The sequence below is a fragment of the Polyangium spumosum genome (assembly GCF_009649845.1).
In the GTDB taxonomy this organism is placed as follows: domain Bacteria; phylum Myxococcota_A; class Polyangia; order Polyangiales; family Polyangiaceae; genus Polyangium; species Polyangium spumosum.
Genome location: NZ_WJIE01000011.1, coordinates 33023 through 50116, shown reverse-complemented (window position 1 = coordinate 50116; position 17094 = coordinate 33023). Strand labels below are relative to the sequence as shown.

At 68.3% G+C, this 17094-nt stretch carries 15 protein-coding genes; 11 read left to right on the top strand and 4 right to left on the bottom strand.

The window, feature by feature from the left end:
- Positions 1–1401 carry a sigma 54-interacting transcriptional regulator gene (locus tag GF068_RS30975; RefSeq protein WP_153823119.1) on the top strand — a complete coding sequence of 467 codons (1401 nt, stop codon included), beginning with the start codon at positions 1–3 and terminating at the stop codon, positions 1399–1401.
- A gap of 155 nt (positions 1402–1556) precedes the next feature.
- Entirely contained in the window at positions 1557–3389 is a 1833-nt protein-coding gene (locus GF068_RS30970; RefSeq protein WP_153823118.1) for an amidohydrolase, read from the top strand.
- Positions 3390–3416: 27 nt separating this feature from the next.
- Here GF068_RS30970 and GF068_RS30965 read toward each other — a convergent pair whose 3' ends face one another.
- Together GF068_RS30965 and GF068_RS30960 are read right to left on the bottom strand one after the other, a co-directional pair.
- Positions 3417–4004, bottom strand: a complete 588-nt coding sequence (locus GF068_RS30965) for a hypothetical protein (RefSeq protein ID WP_153823117.1) — start codon at positions 4002–4004, stop codon at positions 3417–3419.
- A 541-nt stretch (positions 4005–4545) separates the two neighbouring features.
- Positions 4546–4785: a hypothetical protein gene (locus GF068_RS30960; protein ID WP_153823116.1), complete on the bottom strand. Its 240-nt coding sequence runs from the start codon at positions 4783–4785 to the stop codon at positions 4546–4548.
- Between the two features lie 332 nt (positions 4786–5117).
- On the opposite strand from GF068_RS30960, the gene GF068_RS30955 reads away from it, so the two are divergent.
- The 3 genes from GF068_RS30955 (at position 5118) to GF068_RS30945 (ending at position 6555) form a co-directional block, all read left to right on the top strand.
- Positions 5118–5489 carry a hypothetical protein gene (locus GF068_RS30955; protein ID WP_153823115.1) on the top strand — a complete coding sequence of 124 codons (372 nt, stop codon included), beginning with the start codon at positions 5118–5120 and terminating at the stop codon, positions 5487–5489.
- 16 nt (positions 5490–5505) lie between these two features.
- Positions 5506–6189, top strand: a complete 684-nt coding sequence (locus GF068_RS30950; RefSeq protein ID WP_153823114.1) for a DUF6968 family protein — start codon at positions 5506–5508, stop codon at positions 6187–6189.
- Positions 6190–6339: 150 nt separating this feature from the next.
- A complete protein-coding gene (locus GF068_RS30945) occupies positions 6340–6555 on the top strand; it encodes a hypothetical protein (RefSeq protein ID WP_153823113.1) in 216 nt (71 codons plus the stop codon).
- Positions 6556–6564: 9 nt separating this feature from the next.
- Here the strand turns inward: GF068_RS30945 and GF068_RS30940 are convergent, their stop codons facing one another.
- Positions 6565–7716, bottom strand: a complete 1152-nt coding sequence (locus tag GF068_RS30940; protein WP_153823112.1) for a hypothetical protein — start codon at positions 7714–7716, stop codon at positions 6565–6567.
- Between the two features lie 103 nt (positions 7717–7819).
- Between GF068_RS30940 and GF068_RS30935 the strand changes: the two genes are divergently transcribed.
- Positions 7820–8692, top strand: a complete 873-nt coding sequence (locus GF068_RS30935; protein WP_153823111.1) for a LysR family transcriptional regulator — start codon at positions 7820–7822, stop codon at positions 8690–8692.
- 235 nt (positions 8693–8927) lie between these two features.
- On the top strand, positions 8928–10313 hold the full coding sequence (locus tag GF068_RS30930) for an amidohydrolase family protein (protein WP_153823110.1): 1386 nt from the start codon (positions 8928–8930) through the stop codon (positions 10311–10313).
- An 82-nt stretch (positions 10314–10395) separates the two neighbouring features.
- On the opposite strand, the gene GF068_RS30925 is transcribed toward GF068_RS30930, so the two are convergent.
- Positions 10396–11376, bottom strand: coding sequence for a hypothetical protein (locus tag GF068_RS30925; protein WP_153823109.1), 981 nt, complete (start codon positions 11374–11376; stop codon positions 10396–10398).
- A gap of 101 nt (positions 11377–11477) precedes the next feature.
- On the opposite strand from GF068_RS30925, the gene GF068_RS30920 reads away from it, so the two are divergent.
- The 4 genes from GF068_RS30920 (at position 11478) to GF068_RS47195 (ending at position 17072) form a co-directional block, all read left to right on the top strand.
- A complete protein-coding gene (locus GF068_RS30920) occupies positions 11478–12236 on the top strand; it encodes a hypothetical protein (protein ID WP_153823108.1) in 759 nt (252 codons plus the stop codon).
- A 94-nt stretch (positions 12237–12330) separates the two neighbouring features.
- The gene (locus GF068_RS30915; protein ID WP_153823107.1) at positions 12331–13659 is read left to right on the top strand and encodes an aminotransferase class III-fold pyridoxal phosphate-dependent enzyme; all 1329 of its coding nucleotides are present in this window, start codon (positions 12331–12333) and stop codon (positions 13657–13659) included.
- 59 nt (positions 13660–13718) lie between these two features.
- Complete coding sequence (locus GF068_RS30910; RefSeq protein ID WP_153823106.1) at positions 13719–15731, top strand: sulfatase; 2013 nt, start codon at positions 13719–13721, stop codon at positions 15729–15731.
- A 24-nt stretch (positions 15732–15755) separates the two neighbouring features.
- Positions 15756–17072: an adenylate/guanylate cyclase domain-containing protein gene (locus GF068_RS47195; protein WP_153823105.1), complete on the top strand. Its 1317-nt coding sequence runs from the start codon at positions 15756–15758 to the stop codon at positions 17070–17072.
- Positions 17073–17094 lie beyond the last annotated feature (22 nt).

Below are 17094 nucleotides of genomic sequence, written 5' to 3'. Positions count from 1 at the left end.
ATGAACGAGACCTTCACCACGACCGAGGACGTGCCGGAGGACGACCTGCGCCCTGCCGCCCGCCCCCTCCCTTTTCTCTTCGTCGTGCTCCACTGCGACAACCCGACCCTCGGCGGCGCTCGTTACGACCTCTCCGGGGTCGACGAGATCACGATCGGGCGCGGCTCCACGCGTGAGGCGTCGCGCGTGGACGAGCGCGGCGCGCGGCGGCTCGCGCTGCGCCTCCCGTCGTCGACCGTCTCGCGGGCGCACGCGCGCCTCGTCCGCACGTATGGCGAATGGCTGCTCGAGGACCTCGATTCGAAGAATGGCTGCTGCGTCAACGGCGAGCGCGTCGCCCGGGCGCACATCCGGGACGGGGATTTCATCGAGATAGGATCGGTCGTCCTGCGGTATCGTGCGGCCTTGCCCGCGCCGCCGGACGCGGCCGAGGACCTCGACAGCGCGCTTCGTCCTCCGGAGGCCTTCGGGTTTTCGACCCTCTTGCCTGCCGTCGCCGCGGGGCTCGGCACGCTCGCGCGTGTCGCACGCTTGCCGATTTCGACCCTGCTTCTCGGCGAGACGGGCACCGGCAAGGAGGTGCTCGCGAAAGGGATCCACGCGCTCTCGGGCCGCCCAGGGCCTCTGGTCGCCGTCAATTGCGGCGGCTTGCCGTCGTCGCTCGTGGAGTCCCAGCTCTTCGGTCACGTCAAAGGCGCGTTCACGGGGGCGCAACGAGACGAGCCGGGCTACATCCGCAGCGCGGAAGGGGGGACCTTGTTCCTCGACGAGGTGGGTGATCTGCCCTTGCCCGCGCAAGCCACCGTTCTCCGCGCCCTCCAGGAGCGCGAGGTCGTCCCCGTGGGCGGGACGCGCCCGACCCTCGTGGACGTGCGCGTCCTCGCGGCCACGCACAAGTCCCTCGACGCGCTTTGCCTGCGGGGCGAATTCCGGGATGATCTTCTGGCGCGCCTCGCGGGCTACCAGCACACGCTCCCGCCGCTCCGCGAACGAATCGAGGATGTCGGGCTGTTGATCAGCGACCTCTTTCGACGCACGAATATACCAGGCGTGATGGATGCCCGCCTGAGCGTCGCGACCGGGCGACGGCTGCTCTCGTATGCATGGCACCACAACATCCGCGAGCTGAAACAGGCACTCACGATGGGCGTGGGGCTCGCCGAGCGTGGCGTGGTGGAGCCATCGCACCTCCCCGAGGGCGTCGTGAAGGCTCCGGCGAAGCTCAGGCCCACGAGCGAGGCGCCCTCGAGCCAGGGGGACCTTCGCGAGCGGCTCGTGTCCCTGCTCCAGGCGCACCGGGGCAACGTGACGGCCGTGGCGCGCGTCATGGGAAAGTCGCGAATTCACATCCATCGGTGGATGGAGAAGCTCGGCATCCACCTCGACGATTATCGAGGGTGAGCCTGCCCGCACGTACACGTACGAGTACACGTACACCTCGCCCCCCGCCCCTCCCCCCGGAAACGCGGTCGCGTCGGCCCTCGGAAGGGCTCTTCGGCCTGGCATCGGCCTTGCTGAACGCCGCGCGCGAAACTCCGAACGGAAAGGGCGCTCCAATGTCCGCGATCAAGATCATCAAGGCTTCCAACACCATCATCACGATGGACCCGGCCAAGCCGCGCGCCGAGGCCGTCGCCTTCGACTCGGAGACCGGTGTCATCCTCGCCGTGGGCGACTTCAAGGATTTGTGCACCAAGTTCCCCGATGTCCACACGGACGACGTGACCACCGTGAAGGTGCTGATGCCGGGCTTCATCGATCCGCACAACCACCCGGTGAGCTCCGGCGCGACCACCCAGCCCCCGGCGTACTGGATCGCCCCCTACGTCACAAGGGAGACGAATGGGAAGAAGGAGTACCCGTACAAGACCTGGCCGCTGGTCGAGGATTTCTTCCGCACCATCAATGGCGACGAGAAGATCCCCCACGACCAGCCGTTGATCTTCAACGGCCTCGATCGGATGCTCCAGGGCGCACCGGAGCTCCGCCGCGACACCCTCGATAATTACTTCCCCGACCGCCCTGTGCTGGTCCTCGACAACTCCGGGCACGCGGCGTACTTCAACACCAAGCTCATCGAGGGAAACCCAGATACGTTTCCCGATAAGAAGCCCATCGGGAATCCGACGGGCGGGAGTTTCGGCACGTATACGGCCGAAGACCAAAAGGACGACAACAAGTTGGTGGTCGGCGAATCGAACGGCCGTGCCTACGAGACGCCCGCGATCATGTCGGTCCTGAACAAAGCCCAGCTGGGACTGGCGATCCCGAATGCGCTACGCTCCGCTGCGCTCTGGTACGCGTTGATGGCCAAGAACGGCATCACGATGACGTCGGAGCACACCTACGGGGCGAATATGCTCGAGTACTACGTCGCGCTCGCGAAAGCGCCCCACTCGCCGCTGCGCGTGGGGCTGTACCACATGTCCACCGACACGTCCGGGGAGCCCGGTGACAAACTCGAGTACCCCTCCGATTCTCCCGGCCTGGAGGCCCGGCTCTGGAAGCAGGGCATCAAGCTCTGGGCCGATGGGTCGCCGTGGGTCGGCAACCTCGCCGCGTCGTTCCCGTACCAGGACTCCAAAACGGTGAATGACGCGCAGATCCCGCGCGACCCCGGCGGCACGAAGAATCTCAACTACACGCCCGCACAGCTCGATGCAATCCTCGACAAGTACGTGTGGATGGGCTGGCAGTTCGCCTTCCACTGCAATGGCGACGTCGCGCTCGATGTGGTGCTCGACGCCTACCAGCGCGCACTCGTCAGATACGGCCGGCTCGGCACCGACCATCGCTGGCGCGTGGAGCACTGCGGAGCTTGTCGCGGCGATCAGTTCGCGCGCGCCGCCGGCCTCGGCATAATGATCTCGCTCCCGCCGTTCCAGTTCATCTACTGGGGCGATCTGCTCGACGGCGAGATCTTCTCGCCCGAGATCGGCAGTCAGTGGGTGCGGGCCGGGGACGCAGTGAGGGCCGGCGCGCGGGTGTCTTTCCACAACGACGGGAGCGTCAGCCCGCCCAAGCCGCTGCTCAACATTCAAATGATGGTCACGCGCCGCCCCACGTCGCCGAAGGGCAAGGTGCATGGTCCCGAGCAGGCGGTGACCCTGCACGACGCGCTGATGGCGCACACGATGAACGCCGCGTATCATCTGCGGCGCGACCACGATCTCGGCTCCATCACGGTCGGCAAACTCGCGGACTTCGTCGCGCTCTCCGACGATCCTTACAACGTCCACCCCGAGTTCATATCGGAGCTCGAGGTGAACGGTACCTGGTCGAACGGCAAGAGGATCGACCCCGATGCCTTCGTGTCGAATTTCCCGGACGACTCGACGAGCCCCACGAAACCGCACCCCCACCTGGCGGTCTTCAGGCGCTGCTGCTGATCGTAGGCCGAGAGCCGCGCTCCGCGCTCAGTAACAGGCGAGGCGCGGCTCCAGGCGGCCGTAATGGTTCCAGCCCCAGTTGCTATCCCAGTCTCCGTGGGACTCGGCCGCGAGCTCGATGTCCCACGCGTTCTGCGCGCCGGACGAGTTGAACGCCCAGTAAAAGACGTGCGCCTCGGTGGGCGTCATGTCGCCGCAGACCCATCGCCCGCTCGAATATTGCGGGAAGGTGAGCCCCTCGCATTGCGGATAGGGGTTGCCCCCACCGCTGCTGCACCAGACGCAGGCCCGCGGCCCGGAATCGAGCATCACGTAGGCGTCGTCGTTCGTCCCGGCGCTGGCCGGCAGGAACGCGTCGTTGCCGTTCAGCTTGACGTAGATGTTGATCTCGTCGTCCGGGTACATGTCGCGGAGGTATCCGCGGTACGCGATCGTGAGCGTGGCGTGGGCATCGTAGAGATCCACGTTGTTCCGCAGGATCTCGAAGGGCCCCGCGTCGACGCTGTCGACGATGCCGCAGGTCGGGTAGCTGGGGGGATAGTTGGAGGCGCGGGCCTCCTCTGTCGAAATGCCGAGCGCGAGGGGGAGTGCGAGCAGGAAAAGACGAGGTTTCATGGGAGAAGCGGCGTAACGAAGCAGACGGCCGGCGTCAAGGTGGGAGCGCCCGGGGGGGTCGAAAGCAACCGCGCCGGGGTTGCCGGCAAGGGGGCGGGGCTTCGTCGACGAGCCCGGCGGGCTTGTCGGCAACGGGGTGGGGTTTTGTCGACATGCTCGCCGCGCTTGTCGACAAAGGGGAGGGGCCTTGTCGAGAGGCCCGCCACCCTTCTCGACATCGGGCAGAGGCTTTGTCGACGTGCCCGCCGGGCTTGTCGGCAATGGGGTGGGGCTTTGTCGACGTGCCCGCCGGGCTTGTCGGCAACGGGCAGGGGCTTTGTCGACATGCCCGCCGGCCTTGTCGACGAGGGTCGGGGGCTTTGTCGACGTCTCCGCCGGCCATGTCGACGAGGGTCGGGGGCTTTGTCGACGTCTCCGCCGGCCATGTCGACGAGGGTCGGGGGCTTTGTCGACGTCCCCGCCGGCCTTGTCGACGAGGGTCGGGGGCTTTGTCGACGTGCTCGCCGCGCTCGTCGGAGCCGCGATTCTGGTTGAGATGTCCTCACCCCCGACCGCTCTGCCGTCCGGCCGGTGGCATGGGCTTTCCCGTGAAGGGGTTGATACGTGGCTCCCGCGGCGGCGGCTCGGGGGGGAGCTCGGGCGAGCCGGGCCAGGTGATGCCGATTTTTTGAAGCATGCGCTGGACGCTGAGCTGGAGCGAAGGGTCGTGCGGCTTGGGGATCAGCGTGGCGAGCTCGTCGGTCGTGAGCTCCGTGGGGCCCTGCATTCGCCGATCGACCACCGCGTCGATGATCGCGTGGATGGGTGCGTCCGTCGTGCGGGCGCGCTCCTCTTTGCGACGCGGGCTTCCACGTAAGCGCGCAGCGCGGCGCGCACGATGGCATCTCGGTCGAACACGAGGCGTCCGCGGCGATGGTTACGCACGACCATGAGGCCTCGCCTAAGCCACGTGGGTATCGGCGTCAACGGGCTCGAAGCATGCGTCCGGCTGCCGCGAGGGGAATGCCGATGGGGAGCTGCGCACCTCACGCGTCGTTCGGGTCTACCGCCTGGAAAGGCGAAAGTTTGACGGGAGAGGTACGGGGGTTGTACCTCGGAAACCGGAGGGAGCCTATGAAGTTGAGCGCAGGCCTCGGGGCGCTTGTTCTGTACGGCTCGCTCGGCGTGGCGTCGGGCGTGGGTGACATGCAGCAGGAACCGCCGCCCATGTCATTGACGGCGGCGACGGCAGCGCCCACGGAAGCCAAGCTCGAAGGGAACGCGGCGGTGCAGACGGCAGCGGGCTCGACGGGACGTCGGCCCGTGGTGCCCCAGGAAATGAGCGATGAGGAGAAGGAGCGACGGAGAGAGGAATGCGCGCGGCTCTACGAGCACTGCTACGATTGGTGCGGTAAGGCGCATAAGCGCGGCAGTGAAGCCCTGTGGCGCTGCAACAGGGAGTGCTCGGACAAGAATGCAGAGTGCATGAAAAAGATCCCGAACTGAACCCGCGGCGCACCCGATGAATATCCTGACGACACGAACCCTGAGGTACACCGACGAGGGCGTCGAGGCCGAGAAGGACGTGGTCCTGACCATCTTCGAGCCCTTCGAAAATGACCACGGGGACTGGGTGTGCGTGTTCGATTTCGAGCCGCCCATCAAGCCGAGGCTCGCCAGGGCGCGCGGCGTGGACGTCCTGCAGGCATTCGTCGACGGCCTGCTCGATGCGCGCCTCTACTTCGAGACGACGAAGTGGTCGAGGACGGGACATTGGCAAGGGTTACGCGACTGCGGTTTGCCCATGAACAAGGGTCCCTGGCCGGTTCAGCCGCCCGAGATCCCACCGCCCGAGGACAACCCGGGCACCCTGGAGGTCTTCGCCACCCGAAGGCTCCGCTATCCCGACGAGACCGGCGCCGCCACCGCGCTGCTCCTCACCGTCTTCAAGCCCTACCAGGCGGAGCTTGGCGCGTGGAAATGCGCCTTCGCCTTCGGTCCCTCCGAGACCGCCCCCCTTCGCCATGGCATGGGCGCGGACTTCATCGAGGCCGCCCTCGACGGGCTCGCCCTGGCGCGCGCGACCTACGAAAGCATGCTGCCGAAGGGCTGGGCCCCTCCGGAGTCCGAGGACCTCCTCCTCGCGTGTGATGACCTCCCTTATAAAATCGGGCGGTCGTTCTGGACAGGTCGGCCGAAGCCGTGACGCCGAGGATCCCTAACCCACCGTCCCGATCACACTTTTGGCGTATCACTGCGAAATCGACGCGCCCACCGACATCGCTTCAATCCCGCGATCGACCCTGGTAACGTCGCCCTGCGAGCCCGGCTCGGGCTTCGTCGAGGAGGTACCAAAATGAAGCAAGTGAAGCGATTCCTGCAAGCCCTCGCCGCCACGGCGGCCATGACCTTCGCGATGGTCTCCATGTCCGCCGCTCCCACGGACGCCGCCGAGCAGAACAAGTGCGGATGGTACTGCACCGAGGCGTCGTGTGATCAGGAGTGCGGGGGCCCCGGGGCCGGCGTCTGTTCGTGGGTCAACGGCTGCCCCAAGTGCCTTTGCCTCATGTGAAGACCCCGCTCACGGCGCGACGCTGAACCGCGTCGTCCAGCCCTCGGCCGTGCCCGGGATCGTCACGGAGAGACGGCACTCGCCCGGGGCCCCGATCGTGGCCACCGGAATGGTGGTCGACGAGAATGGCTCGTCGATGCCCACGCTCCCCTCGCATTGCGCGGGCGTCGACGACGCCGACACGAACCAGGCCCCCGGCACGTTCGCGCAGAGCGCGCCGTGGGTCGTCGTCGCCGCCTCGACGTGCAGGTCGACGCCATTCTGCTCCTCGGGGTAGAAGAGCGTGTACGACGCGCCCTCCTCGATCAGCTCGGAGACATTGCCCTTGGAGGCCACCTTGCGCAGGTAGAGCGAGGCCTCGACGGACGTCAGCGCGTCCGGGCCGACCACCTCGAACGCGGAGAGCCCCTGCACCGGCAGCGTCGTCTCGGCCGACACCGTGACCGCGCCCGGGCCCGCGATCAGGAGCGGATCCGAAGGCCCATGCGAGAGGCCCCCGTCCGATTGAAGCGTGAGGGCGACGGGCGCGGGCGCGTTCGTCGGCGAAAAGGGCTCTCCCGTCGCGTCGAGCGGGCGCGCCGTCGGCGCCCAGAAGGGCGCGCCCGAGGGCAGCACCACGGTGTCCTCGCAGCCGGCCCGTTGCTGGTGGATCTGCTCGACCACGAAGCCGGTGACGCGCTCGACGTGCAGCACGATCCGGTGCTGGAGCGGCAGCATCGTCGCAATCGAGCCGTCCGCGGAGGTGCAATGCTGCCCGGAGATCTCGCCCTCGAGGAGCACGGTCACGGTGCCCTCCTCCCGCAGCTCGACGGCGAGCGCGCCGTCAACGAGCTCGACCGCCGCGGCCGTGCCCTGCACGTCGGCGATCGATTGCCAGACGACCGGGCCAGGCTCCAGCATCTGGCAGGCGGGCAAAACGACGTAGCCGTGCCGCGGCACGAGCGTCACTTCGCGCGGGTACCCCTCCAGGAGCCCGTAGGTCAACTCGGCCTCGTCGCTCGCCCGCCCGTCCTCGACCGCGGCGAAGACGAGGACCTCGGACGACGACGTATAAGCCGCGGGCAGGGTCAACGTGTGGACGGGCGCGACGGAGCCAGGGGCGGGCTCGTCGGCGCAGGCGGCGAGGGCGAGGGCGAAGACGAACGGAAGGAAGCGGCGCATGAATACCTCTCTCGGGGGTTCAGGGACCCGAGAGGCATAACCCCCGCGCGGCCGGGTGAGAATACACGTCGGCACCCGACGGCCGTGCAAGAATGCACATCCCATGAACTGGGACGATCTTCGCTTCGTCGCCGCGCTCTCGCGCGCGGGTTCCCTCGCCAAGACGGCCGCGGCGCTCGGCGTCGACCACACCACGGTCGGCCGGCGCGTCGAGGCCGCCGAGCGCGCGCTGGGCCTGCGGCTGTTCACGCGCACCGCCGCCGGTTACGTGCTGACGCGTGACGGCGAGCGGCTGCTCGCACCTCTCCAGCAGGTCGAGGACGCGGTGCTCGCGCTGGAGCGCGGGGTGCACGCGCAACGCGGCGCGCTGGAGGGCACGGTGCGGGTGACCTCGCCCGAGACCTTCGGCATCACCTACCTGGCCCCGCGCCTCGCGCGTTTTGGCCACCAGTACCCGGCGCTCTGCGTCGAGCTCTTGCCGGCCGGCGCGGTGCTCGACCTCAGCCGCAGCGAGGCCGAGCTGGCGCTACGTTTCGTGCGTACGTCCCACGAGTCGCTGCGCGTCCGCCGCGTCGGCGAGGTGAGGCACGGCCTGTACGCGTCCGCCGCGTATCTCGACCGGCACCCGGTCCGGGGGCCGGGGGATCTGCACGCGCACCCGCTGCTCCTGCCCGGGAGCGGCGTCGAGCTGGCCTGGCTGCAACACCTGTCGCCGGGCGCGCGGCCCGCCTTCGTGAGCGACGTGTCGCTGGCCCTCGCCGAGGCCGCGCAGGCCGACGCCGGGGTGGCGGTGCTGCCGCGGTTCCTCGGCGACCGGACGCCGGGCCTTTTGCACGTGCCCATGCCACGCGAGCCCGGGCAGCCGTTGTGGCTGACCGTGCACCGCGACCTGCGGCAGACCCCGCGGGTGAGCGTGCTCGTCGACTTTCTGGTGGCCACCCTGCGGGCCGACCGCGATTTGTTGCTCGGCGCCTGAGCCCTGGCCGCTTGCTCGATTCGCGCAACGGAGCGTGGTTGCGCAATTCGCGCAAGGGAGCGTGGTTGCGCAATTCGCGCAAGAGGGGCAGGCCCTGGGCTTTCCGCCCGTGTGGCACATCGCTTGCTGATGCGTCCCTGCGGGCATTCGAGCCCGCACCGAAAAACCGTCGAATTTCTGCGGACATCCAGGGCCTCGCCGTGGCGCCGCACCTCGACAGGATCAGGAGCCTCTCATGTGGAAAATAGCTTTCCGGACGTCCTTCTTGGCTTGCACCCTCCTCGCGACCGCCCATTGCGGCCCCGGTGAGGGCACCCCGGGCACCCCGGGTGGCGCAGGTGGCACAGGCAACGCAGGTGGCAACGGCGGCAACGGCGGTACCGGCGGCACCGGCGGCGTCGGCGGAGGGACCGGCGGCACCGGCGGCGGCGAATGCACGACCGACGACAAGGCCATCCGGCTGGGCAAGCTCGTCAACCCGGAGGACGGCTCGGTCCTCGAGAATGCGATCGTCGTGATCCACGAGGATCGGATCAGCTACGTCGGCACGGATGAAAAGCAGATCCCGTGCGGCGCCAGCGTCGTCGATTGGTCGGCGTACACGGGGCTGCCCGGGCTCATCGACGCCCACGTCCACTTGGCCTACCACACGGACGGGGAGCCGGGCACGCTCCCCTGGGATCGCATCAGCTGGCTGTACAACAACAACCCCTTGAAGCTCCTCGAGCTGGCCCGCGGCGCGGCGCTGGCGACGCTCAAGACCGGCGTCACGACCGCGATCGACAAGGGAGGCCCCGATTTCCTCCTGAAACCCCTGCGCGAAGAGATCATGTCCGGCAAGACGCCGGGGCCGCGGATGTACGCCTCGATGGGCGGCATCTCCAGCTACAAGTTCCCGACGCTGCTCACGGACACCGAGTTGACGGGCTGGGTGGAGATGCAGAAGCTGCGCGGCGCCGATCTCGTGAAGGTATGGGCCGACCAGTGCTCCGACGACACGCTCGATTGCGTGCCGACGTTCACGGCCGACCAGCTCAAGCTCCTCGTCGACACGTCCCACCAGCACAATTTGCCCATCGCGATTCACGCGTACCACGAGGACACGGCCAAGCTCGCCATCCTGGCCGGCCCGGACTCGATCGAGCACCCGGAGGGCATCGACATGGTGGACTGCGGCAACATGATTGACAAGGGGACGATCTACGTGCCGACCATCGATCACAATCGATACTACAAGGACAACATCGAGTTCTTCGGCTACACGCCGGACATGGAGGCGAAGTTCGAGGCGTACATCCAGGAGAACCTCGCGGCCGCGACCCAGGCGCACTCGGTGGGCGTGAAGATCGCGATGGGCTCGGACGCCGTGTTCACCGGGTTCGGGCAGAATACGCAGGAGCTCAGTTGGCTCGTGCAAGCCGGGATGACGCCGCTCGAGGCGCTGCGCGCCGCCACCATCAACGGCGCCGAGAGCATCGGCGCCCAGAACGAGATCGGGAAGGTGGCGGTGGGTTATTACGCCGACATCATCGCGGTCGAGGGTGACCCGCTGGCCGATGTCAATGTGGTCCTCGACGGGGTGCGCAAGGTGATGATGGGCGGGCGCGTCACGGAGTTCTGAGCCTCACCCGCCCGAGCCCGCTGAGCCTCACCCACCCCAGCCCTCCCTCTCCACACGTGGAGAGGGAGGGCGTTGCAGACCTTCAAAACGCGCAGACCTCATTCGAGGGCCGCATCGTGCAGACCATCTCGTCGCACCGGAGCGTGCCGAGGCAGTTGTTGCTGTCCATGCATGCCTCGCCCTCGATCGCCCTCCGCTTGCACGTGCCGTTATCGCAGAATGCGTACTGCACGCACTCGTCGTCCATCGTGCACGGCTGGCCGTCGCCCGGGAGCTGCACGCATTTGCGGTCCGTCGGGTGGCAATAATCGTCGAAGCGGATGCACGCGCCCTGCGCGAGCGCGGGGTTGCACTGGCCGCCGTGCTCCTGCAGGAGGTAACACGTCTGCGGGTTGCCACCGACGTCGCAGCGCATCCCGTCCTTGCATTGATCGACCGCGTCGCACGCCTCGCCGTTGTCCTTGCGCGCCTTGCACGTGAACGGCATCGCCGATTGATCACAATAGGCCGACGCCACACACGGGTTCGTCGTGCAGTCGCCCCCCACCGCCACGAGCGCGGGGCGCTTCGCGCACACGCCCAGGCAGCAGACCCCGCCGCCCATACACATCGACGTGTCGCAGGTGCTGTCGCCCGCGCACTCCTCCGCGAGCAGGCACGCCTGGCCCTCGGGGACCGTACCCACGAACATGCCGGCGCACGCGTCGGTGACCGCCTTCAGCGCCGAGGCGCGCGTGTCGCAGGCGTGAGCGCGGATCGCCTCGACGCACGCGCGCCCCGCGGCCTCGTCGTACGTCACGCGCCCGAGCACCGCGTCCGTGAGGAGCTGGAGCGTCTCCTGCGCGTCACCCTGCGTCGCCTCGCAGGTGGCCTTGTCCGGCGATAACCCGCATCGCACGTTGAGCTCGCACGTCGCGGTCGCGAGCTCGTCCCGGAGCGCGTCGAGCGGGATCGGCCCCGGGCCCGCCGGCGGGTCGTCGCCACACGCGGCGAGCGGCGCGGCGAGGAGGAAGAGCGCCGAAAGTCGAAGGGCGAAAGAAAAAGAACGTGAGTGGTTCTGCATGATGCGCGAGTGTACCGGCCTCCGCGCGCTGGAAAAGGTTTTCCGCGCGGGCCCGGCCTGGAGTAGCGTGCGCGGACCACGTCGTCAGGAGGTCTCCCCCCATGCTTCGCTCGCTCGCCGCCCTCACCTTCGTGCTCGCACTCGTGCCCGCCTGCGGCCCCGCCAAGGAGCCCGTCACGCCCGAAGGCGGCAGTGACGAAGCCGCAGCCGATCCCGCGGCGACCGAAGCAAAACCCGCCGAGGGGGCCGCGGCCGCCGAGGCGAAGCCCGAGGGCGAGGCGCCGGCCGAGGCGAAGGCCCCGGAGCGCAAGCCCGCGGAGGCGAAGGCGCTCAGCGAGTCGGAGTCTCTCGCGAAGGAGATCGTGAAGGGCGGCGGCCGGCGCATCGGCTGGTCGGCATCGAAGAAGCTCTTCATGGTGCCGATGGAGAAGCGCACGGAGGAGGCCTTCAGCATCGAGGTGCACTTCGTCGGCGACGACGGGAAGGTCCGCGATCCGATGCAGATCTGCCAGCTCGGCGAGTGCGCCGAGCACTTCGACGAGAAGCTCACCGAGCTCTTGCCGAAGCTCGCGCAGAAGGTCGAGGAGGGCGAGTTCGTGGCGATCCGCAGCATCGGCTGGCCGGACAACCGCGACGAGCTCGACGTGTCGAGCCTCGGGATGAAGCTCCGGTTGTCGAAGGGCAAGATCGAGGGCGTGAAGGAGGGGCAGAAGCCCGTCGTGTTCCCGCCCGTGGGGAGGTTCGAGATATGGGGCCTGAAGGCGATCTACGTCGTGCCCGACACGAAGCTGCTCGGCGTGTTCGCCAAGCCCGCGAACCCGGGCTTCGTCCAGACGTTCCACGTGGTGAAGGTGCCCTGACCTCACCCCCGCCCCTCTCCACGCCGTGGAGAGGGGTGTGCGGACACCAAGACAGCCGTTCCTTGGCGCGCGCCGATGTCCTAGGATGCGCGCCATGACCGACGACATCACCGAGCTCACGGCGAGGCATACCTACGGCACCTGGCGCGCGCAGCGCGGCTGGAAGCCCCTGCACGTCACGAAGGCCGAGGGCTGCCATTTCTGGGACGCCTCCGGCAAACGATACCTGGATTTCTCGTCGCAGCTCGTCTGCTCGAACCTGGGACACCAGAACCAGGCGGTCATCGACGCCATTTGCGCGCAAGCCAAGGAGCTCGCCTTCATCGGCCCCTCGTACACCTGCGACATCCGCGCCAAGGCCGCGCTCAAGATGCTCGAGGTGATGCCCGCGGGGCTCGACAAGTTCTTCTTCGCCACCTCCGGCACCGAGGCGAACGAGGCCGCCATCAAGATCGCCCGGCTCTACACGGGCAAACACAAGATCATCGCGCGTTACACCTCGTACCACGGCTCGACCGCGGGCTCGATCGCCGCGACGGGCGACATGCGCCGCTGGTTCGTGGAGCCGACGGGGAAGATCCCCGGCGTGATCTTCGGGCCCGAGGCGAATTGTTATCGATGCCCGCTCCAGCAAAAGCCGGATACGTGCGCCACGGCCTGCGCCGATTACCTCGCGTACATGATCGACCACGAGGAGAACGTGGCCGCCGTCCTCGTCGAGCCCATCGTCGGGACGAACGGCGTGCTCGTGCCGCCGCCCGACTACATGCCGAGGCTCGCCGAGCTCGCGAAGAAGCGCGGCGTCCTGCTCATCGCGGACGAGGTCATGACGGGCTGGGGCCGCACGGGCAAGTGGTTCGCCATGGAGCACTGGGGCGTCACGCCCGACATCCTCACGACCGCGAAGGGCGTGACGAACGCGGCGATGCCGCTCGGCGTGGTCGCCACGAGCCGCGCGATCGCCGATCATTTCGACGACAACTTCTTCGCGCACGGCCACACCTACGAGGCGCACCCGCTCACGCTCGCGCCCGCGGTCGCGGCGATCGACGAGTACAAGCGGCTCGGGCTCATCGAGCGGAGCGCGAAGATGGGCGAGCTGCTCGGGCAGAAGCTCAAGGCCCTCGCCGCGAAGCACCCGTCGATCGGCGACGTGCGTGGCCTCGGCCTCTTCTGGGCCGTGGAGCTCGTCAAGGACCGCACGACGAAGGAGCCCTTCAACACGCCGCAGGACAAGGCCGCGCGCAAGCCACTCGTCATCGACGCGGTCGCCGGGGAGATGATGAAGCGCGGGGTCACGGTGCTCTCGTGGGTGAGCCACCTCGTGATCGCCCCGCCGCTCATCGTGACGGAGGCGGAGCTCGACGAGGGCATCGCCGCGCTCGACGCCGCGCTCTCGATCGCCGACGAAAAGATCGCGTGATCCACGCCTGAAATGCCCCTCCGCCGTGGCCCGCCGATCACACCTCCCCGAGGCCCGGCATGCTCGCTGAACCCCCTCTGACACCCCTCGATCGCGCCCTGCGCGCCGGGCTCTCGACGTGGCTCGGCTTCGCGCTCGTCGCGCTCACGAACGCGCTGTTCATCACGCTCCGGCTCCCGCGCCCGCCGAGCCTCTGGCTTCGCGCTCAGCATCATCTCTTCGACGCGGCCGGCGTGCTCGGCCTCGGGCTCGTCGCGGCGCTCGTGGTCGGGGCGGGGACGCTGCTCGTCGAGCGGACCACGCGCGAGCTCGGGAGGTGGTGGCTCTGGGCCTCGCTCGCGCTCGGCGGGTATGCGGCGATCACGTCGGTGATCCTGTTCGAGCTCGTCGGCTACGAGCTCGAGCGGCTCGCGAACAGCCGCTTCGGGGGCCGTCACCACGCGCTCGTGTACACGCTCGGCGCGGCGGCCCTCACGTTCGCCGTGCCGGCGGCGCACGTGGCCGGGGCGCTCGTATCGCGCCGATCGATCCTGCGGATCGTCGCGCTCGGGGTCGCGCTGTTCGTCATGGTCGCGAATCACCTCGTCTTGCGGGACGATTACGCAGGGCTGCACGGGGCCCTCGCGTGGCTCGCGGCGACGCTCGGGGGGCAGGCGGCGGCTTCGTTCGCCTTTGCGGCGCGATATCGAATACGACCGCGGGCGGGGAAAATGCTGCTCGCGTTTGGCCTCGGCGCGGGCCTGTTCGGGATCGCCGTGGCGCCGCCCGTCTCCGTGCGGATCGAGCTCTTCCGCGAGCCGGGCGCGATCTCGGCGTGGGCCTTCGCGCGGACGATCTGGCGTTTGCCCGGGGACCCCTACGCCGTACCGCCCTCCGAGGCCCTGGGGTCGATTTATTTTCACCCGCTGGAGGATCTCCTTCCGACCCCGCCCACCACGCCGCCGCTGCTCGCCGGAAGGGCGCCGCTCGTCGTATTGATCACCCTCGACGCCGTGCGCGCCGACGCGATCGACAGGGAGCAAAACGAGGCGCACTTCCCCACGATCACGCGGCTCAAAAAGGAGGGCGCCTCCTTCACGCGCGCGACCTCGCCGGGCAGCCAGACGGCCGTCTCGCTCTCCTCGATGTTCTCCGGCCGGTATTTCTCGCAGCTCGTCTTTCGTGACCACGGCCGAGGGCCGACGCGGTTCTTGTATCCGGCGACCGACCCGTCCCCGCGATTCCCCGAGCTCCTCGCGCGACAGGGCGTGAAGACGGCGAGCTTTTGCAGCCTCACGTTCCTCACCAACGAATTCGGCGTGGCGCGCGGTTTCGTCGAGGAGACGGTCGTCACCGAGGGCCGGAGACACGCCCACGCCGAGCAGGTGATGAAGCCGCTGCTCGAACGGCTACGCCGCGCCGGCGACGAGCCACTTTTCCTGTACGCGCACCTCCTCGAGCCACACGCGCCGTACGACCGCGGCGGCAAGACCGGCCCGGCGTCGCAGCGGTATCTCGCGGAGATCGGCGTCGCGGACAGGTGGCTCGGTGAGCTCGTCGCGTTGCTCGAAGCGCGCTTTTTGGACCGCGCCTACCTCATCGTCACGAGCGACCACGGCGAGGCCTTCGGCGAACACGGGACCCTCAAGCACTCGAAGACGCTCTACGAGGAGCTTTTGCGGATCCCGCTCCTCGTGCGTGGGCCGGGCGTCGCCGCGCGGCGCATCGAGGAGCACGTGACGCTCGTCGACCTCGGGCCGACGATCCTCGACCTCTTCGGCGTGGAGACGCCGTCGACGTTCCTCGGCCAGAGCCTCGTGCCGCTGCTCGCGGGCCACGACGTGCGGCTCGAGAGGCCCGTGCTCGCCGAGGGGCGGCTCCGGCGCGTGCTTTACTGGGAGGGGCTCAAGGTGATCGACGATCCACGGAGGAAGGTCGTCGAGGTCTTCGACCTCTCGCAGGATCCGCGCGAGAAGCGGAACCTCTTCGACGTGGACCACGCGCGCGCCCAGCCGGCGCTCTCGGCGCTGCGGCTCTTCTTCGAGGCGCACCACGCGTCCGCGCCGGGTTACGAGCCGCCGTACAAGCCCTGAGAGGTGATACCATCGCCGTCCTTGGTGACGGAGCAGAGACAGGGCGCCGCGCCGCGCGCGACGGCGGCGATCGACGCGAGCCTCGCGCGGGAGATCCTCATCAGCGAGCGCTTCCGGGCGCAGCTCCTCGCGGGCATCTTCGGCGGCGCGCTGATCGCGTTCCTCGCGTTCTCGGCCTCCTACCCGGGCGCGATGGCCGAGCTCTTCCACAGCCGCCTCGACCGCGTCCGCGTGGGCCTCTTGCTCGGCGGGTTCGCGGCCTACGAGCTCGTCGCGTTGCGCGGGTTCGAGAAGCTCATCAAGACACGCACGAGGCCCCCCGCGGCGCGGCGTTACATCGATACGTTCGTCGAGACGAGCCTGCCGACGCTGGCGATCGTCTATTACATGTCGATCGTCGAGCCCTTCGAGGCGCTGCTCCTGCCGCCGGCGTTCGTGTACTTCGTGTTCATCCTGCTCTCGACGCTCCGGCTCGATCCGAAGCTCTGCGTCTTCTCGGGCATCGTGGCCGCGGCCGAGTACGGCCTGCTCGCGCTCCTCTCGGGCGGCGCGACCCACGCGAGCAAGACGAGCGCCTCGCTCACCTCGATGGCGCACCACGGAGGCAAGGCGCTCGTCCTGCTCGCGAGCGGCGTGGCCGCGGGGTTCGTGGCGCGGCGGCTGGAGAAGGGGTTTCGCCGGACGCTCGAGTCGCTCGAAGATCGCAGCCGCATCCTGAGCGTCTTCGGCCAGCACGTCTCGCCCGCGGTGGTGGAGCGGCTGCTCGCGCAGAAGGCGGACGTCAAGAGCGAGCTGCGCGAGGTCTGCGTGATGTTCCTCGACGTCCGCAACTTCACGGCGTTCTCCGAGCGCAAGAGCCCCGAGGAGGTCGTGGGTTACCTGAACGCCCTCTTCGATTTCATGATCGAGAGCGTCAACGCGCACCACGGCATCGTGAACAAGTTCCTCGGCGACGGCTTCATGGCCGTCTTCGGCGCGCCGCTGCGGGGCGACAACGATTGCAAGAACGCCGTCGAGGCGGCGCTCGAGATCGTCACGAAGCTCGAAGCCCTCGTCGCGGAGGGCGCGATCCCGGCGACGCGAGTCGGCATCGGCGTCGCGTCGGGCAAGGCGCTCATCGGGAACGTGGGTTCGTCCGAGCGAAAAGAGTACACGGTGATCGGCGACGTGGTGAACGTCGCGTCACGCGTGGAGGGGCTCAACAAGGAGCTCGGATCCCAGATCCTCGTGACCGAGCGTGTCTTCGAGGCGTGCGCGCTCGAACTGCCCGAGGCCACGGCGACGGCGCCGCTGCACGTGCGAGGGCGAAAGGAGCCCGTCAGGATCTTTCGGTTGGCATGAAAATGTTGTTACGATGCCGAAC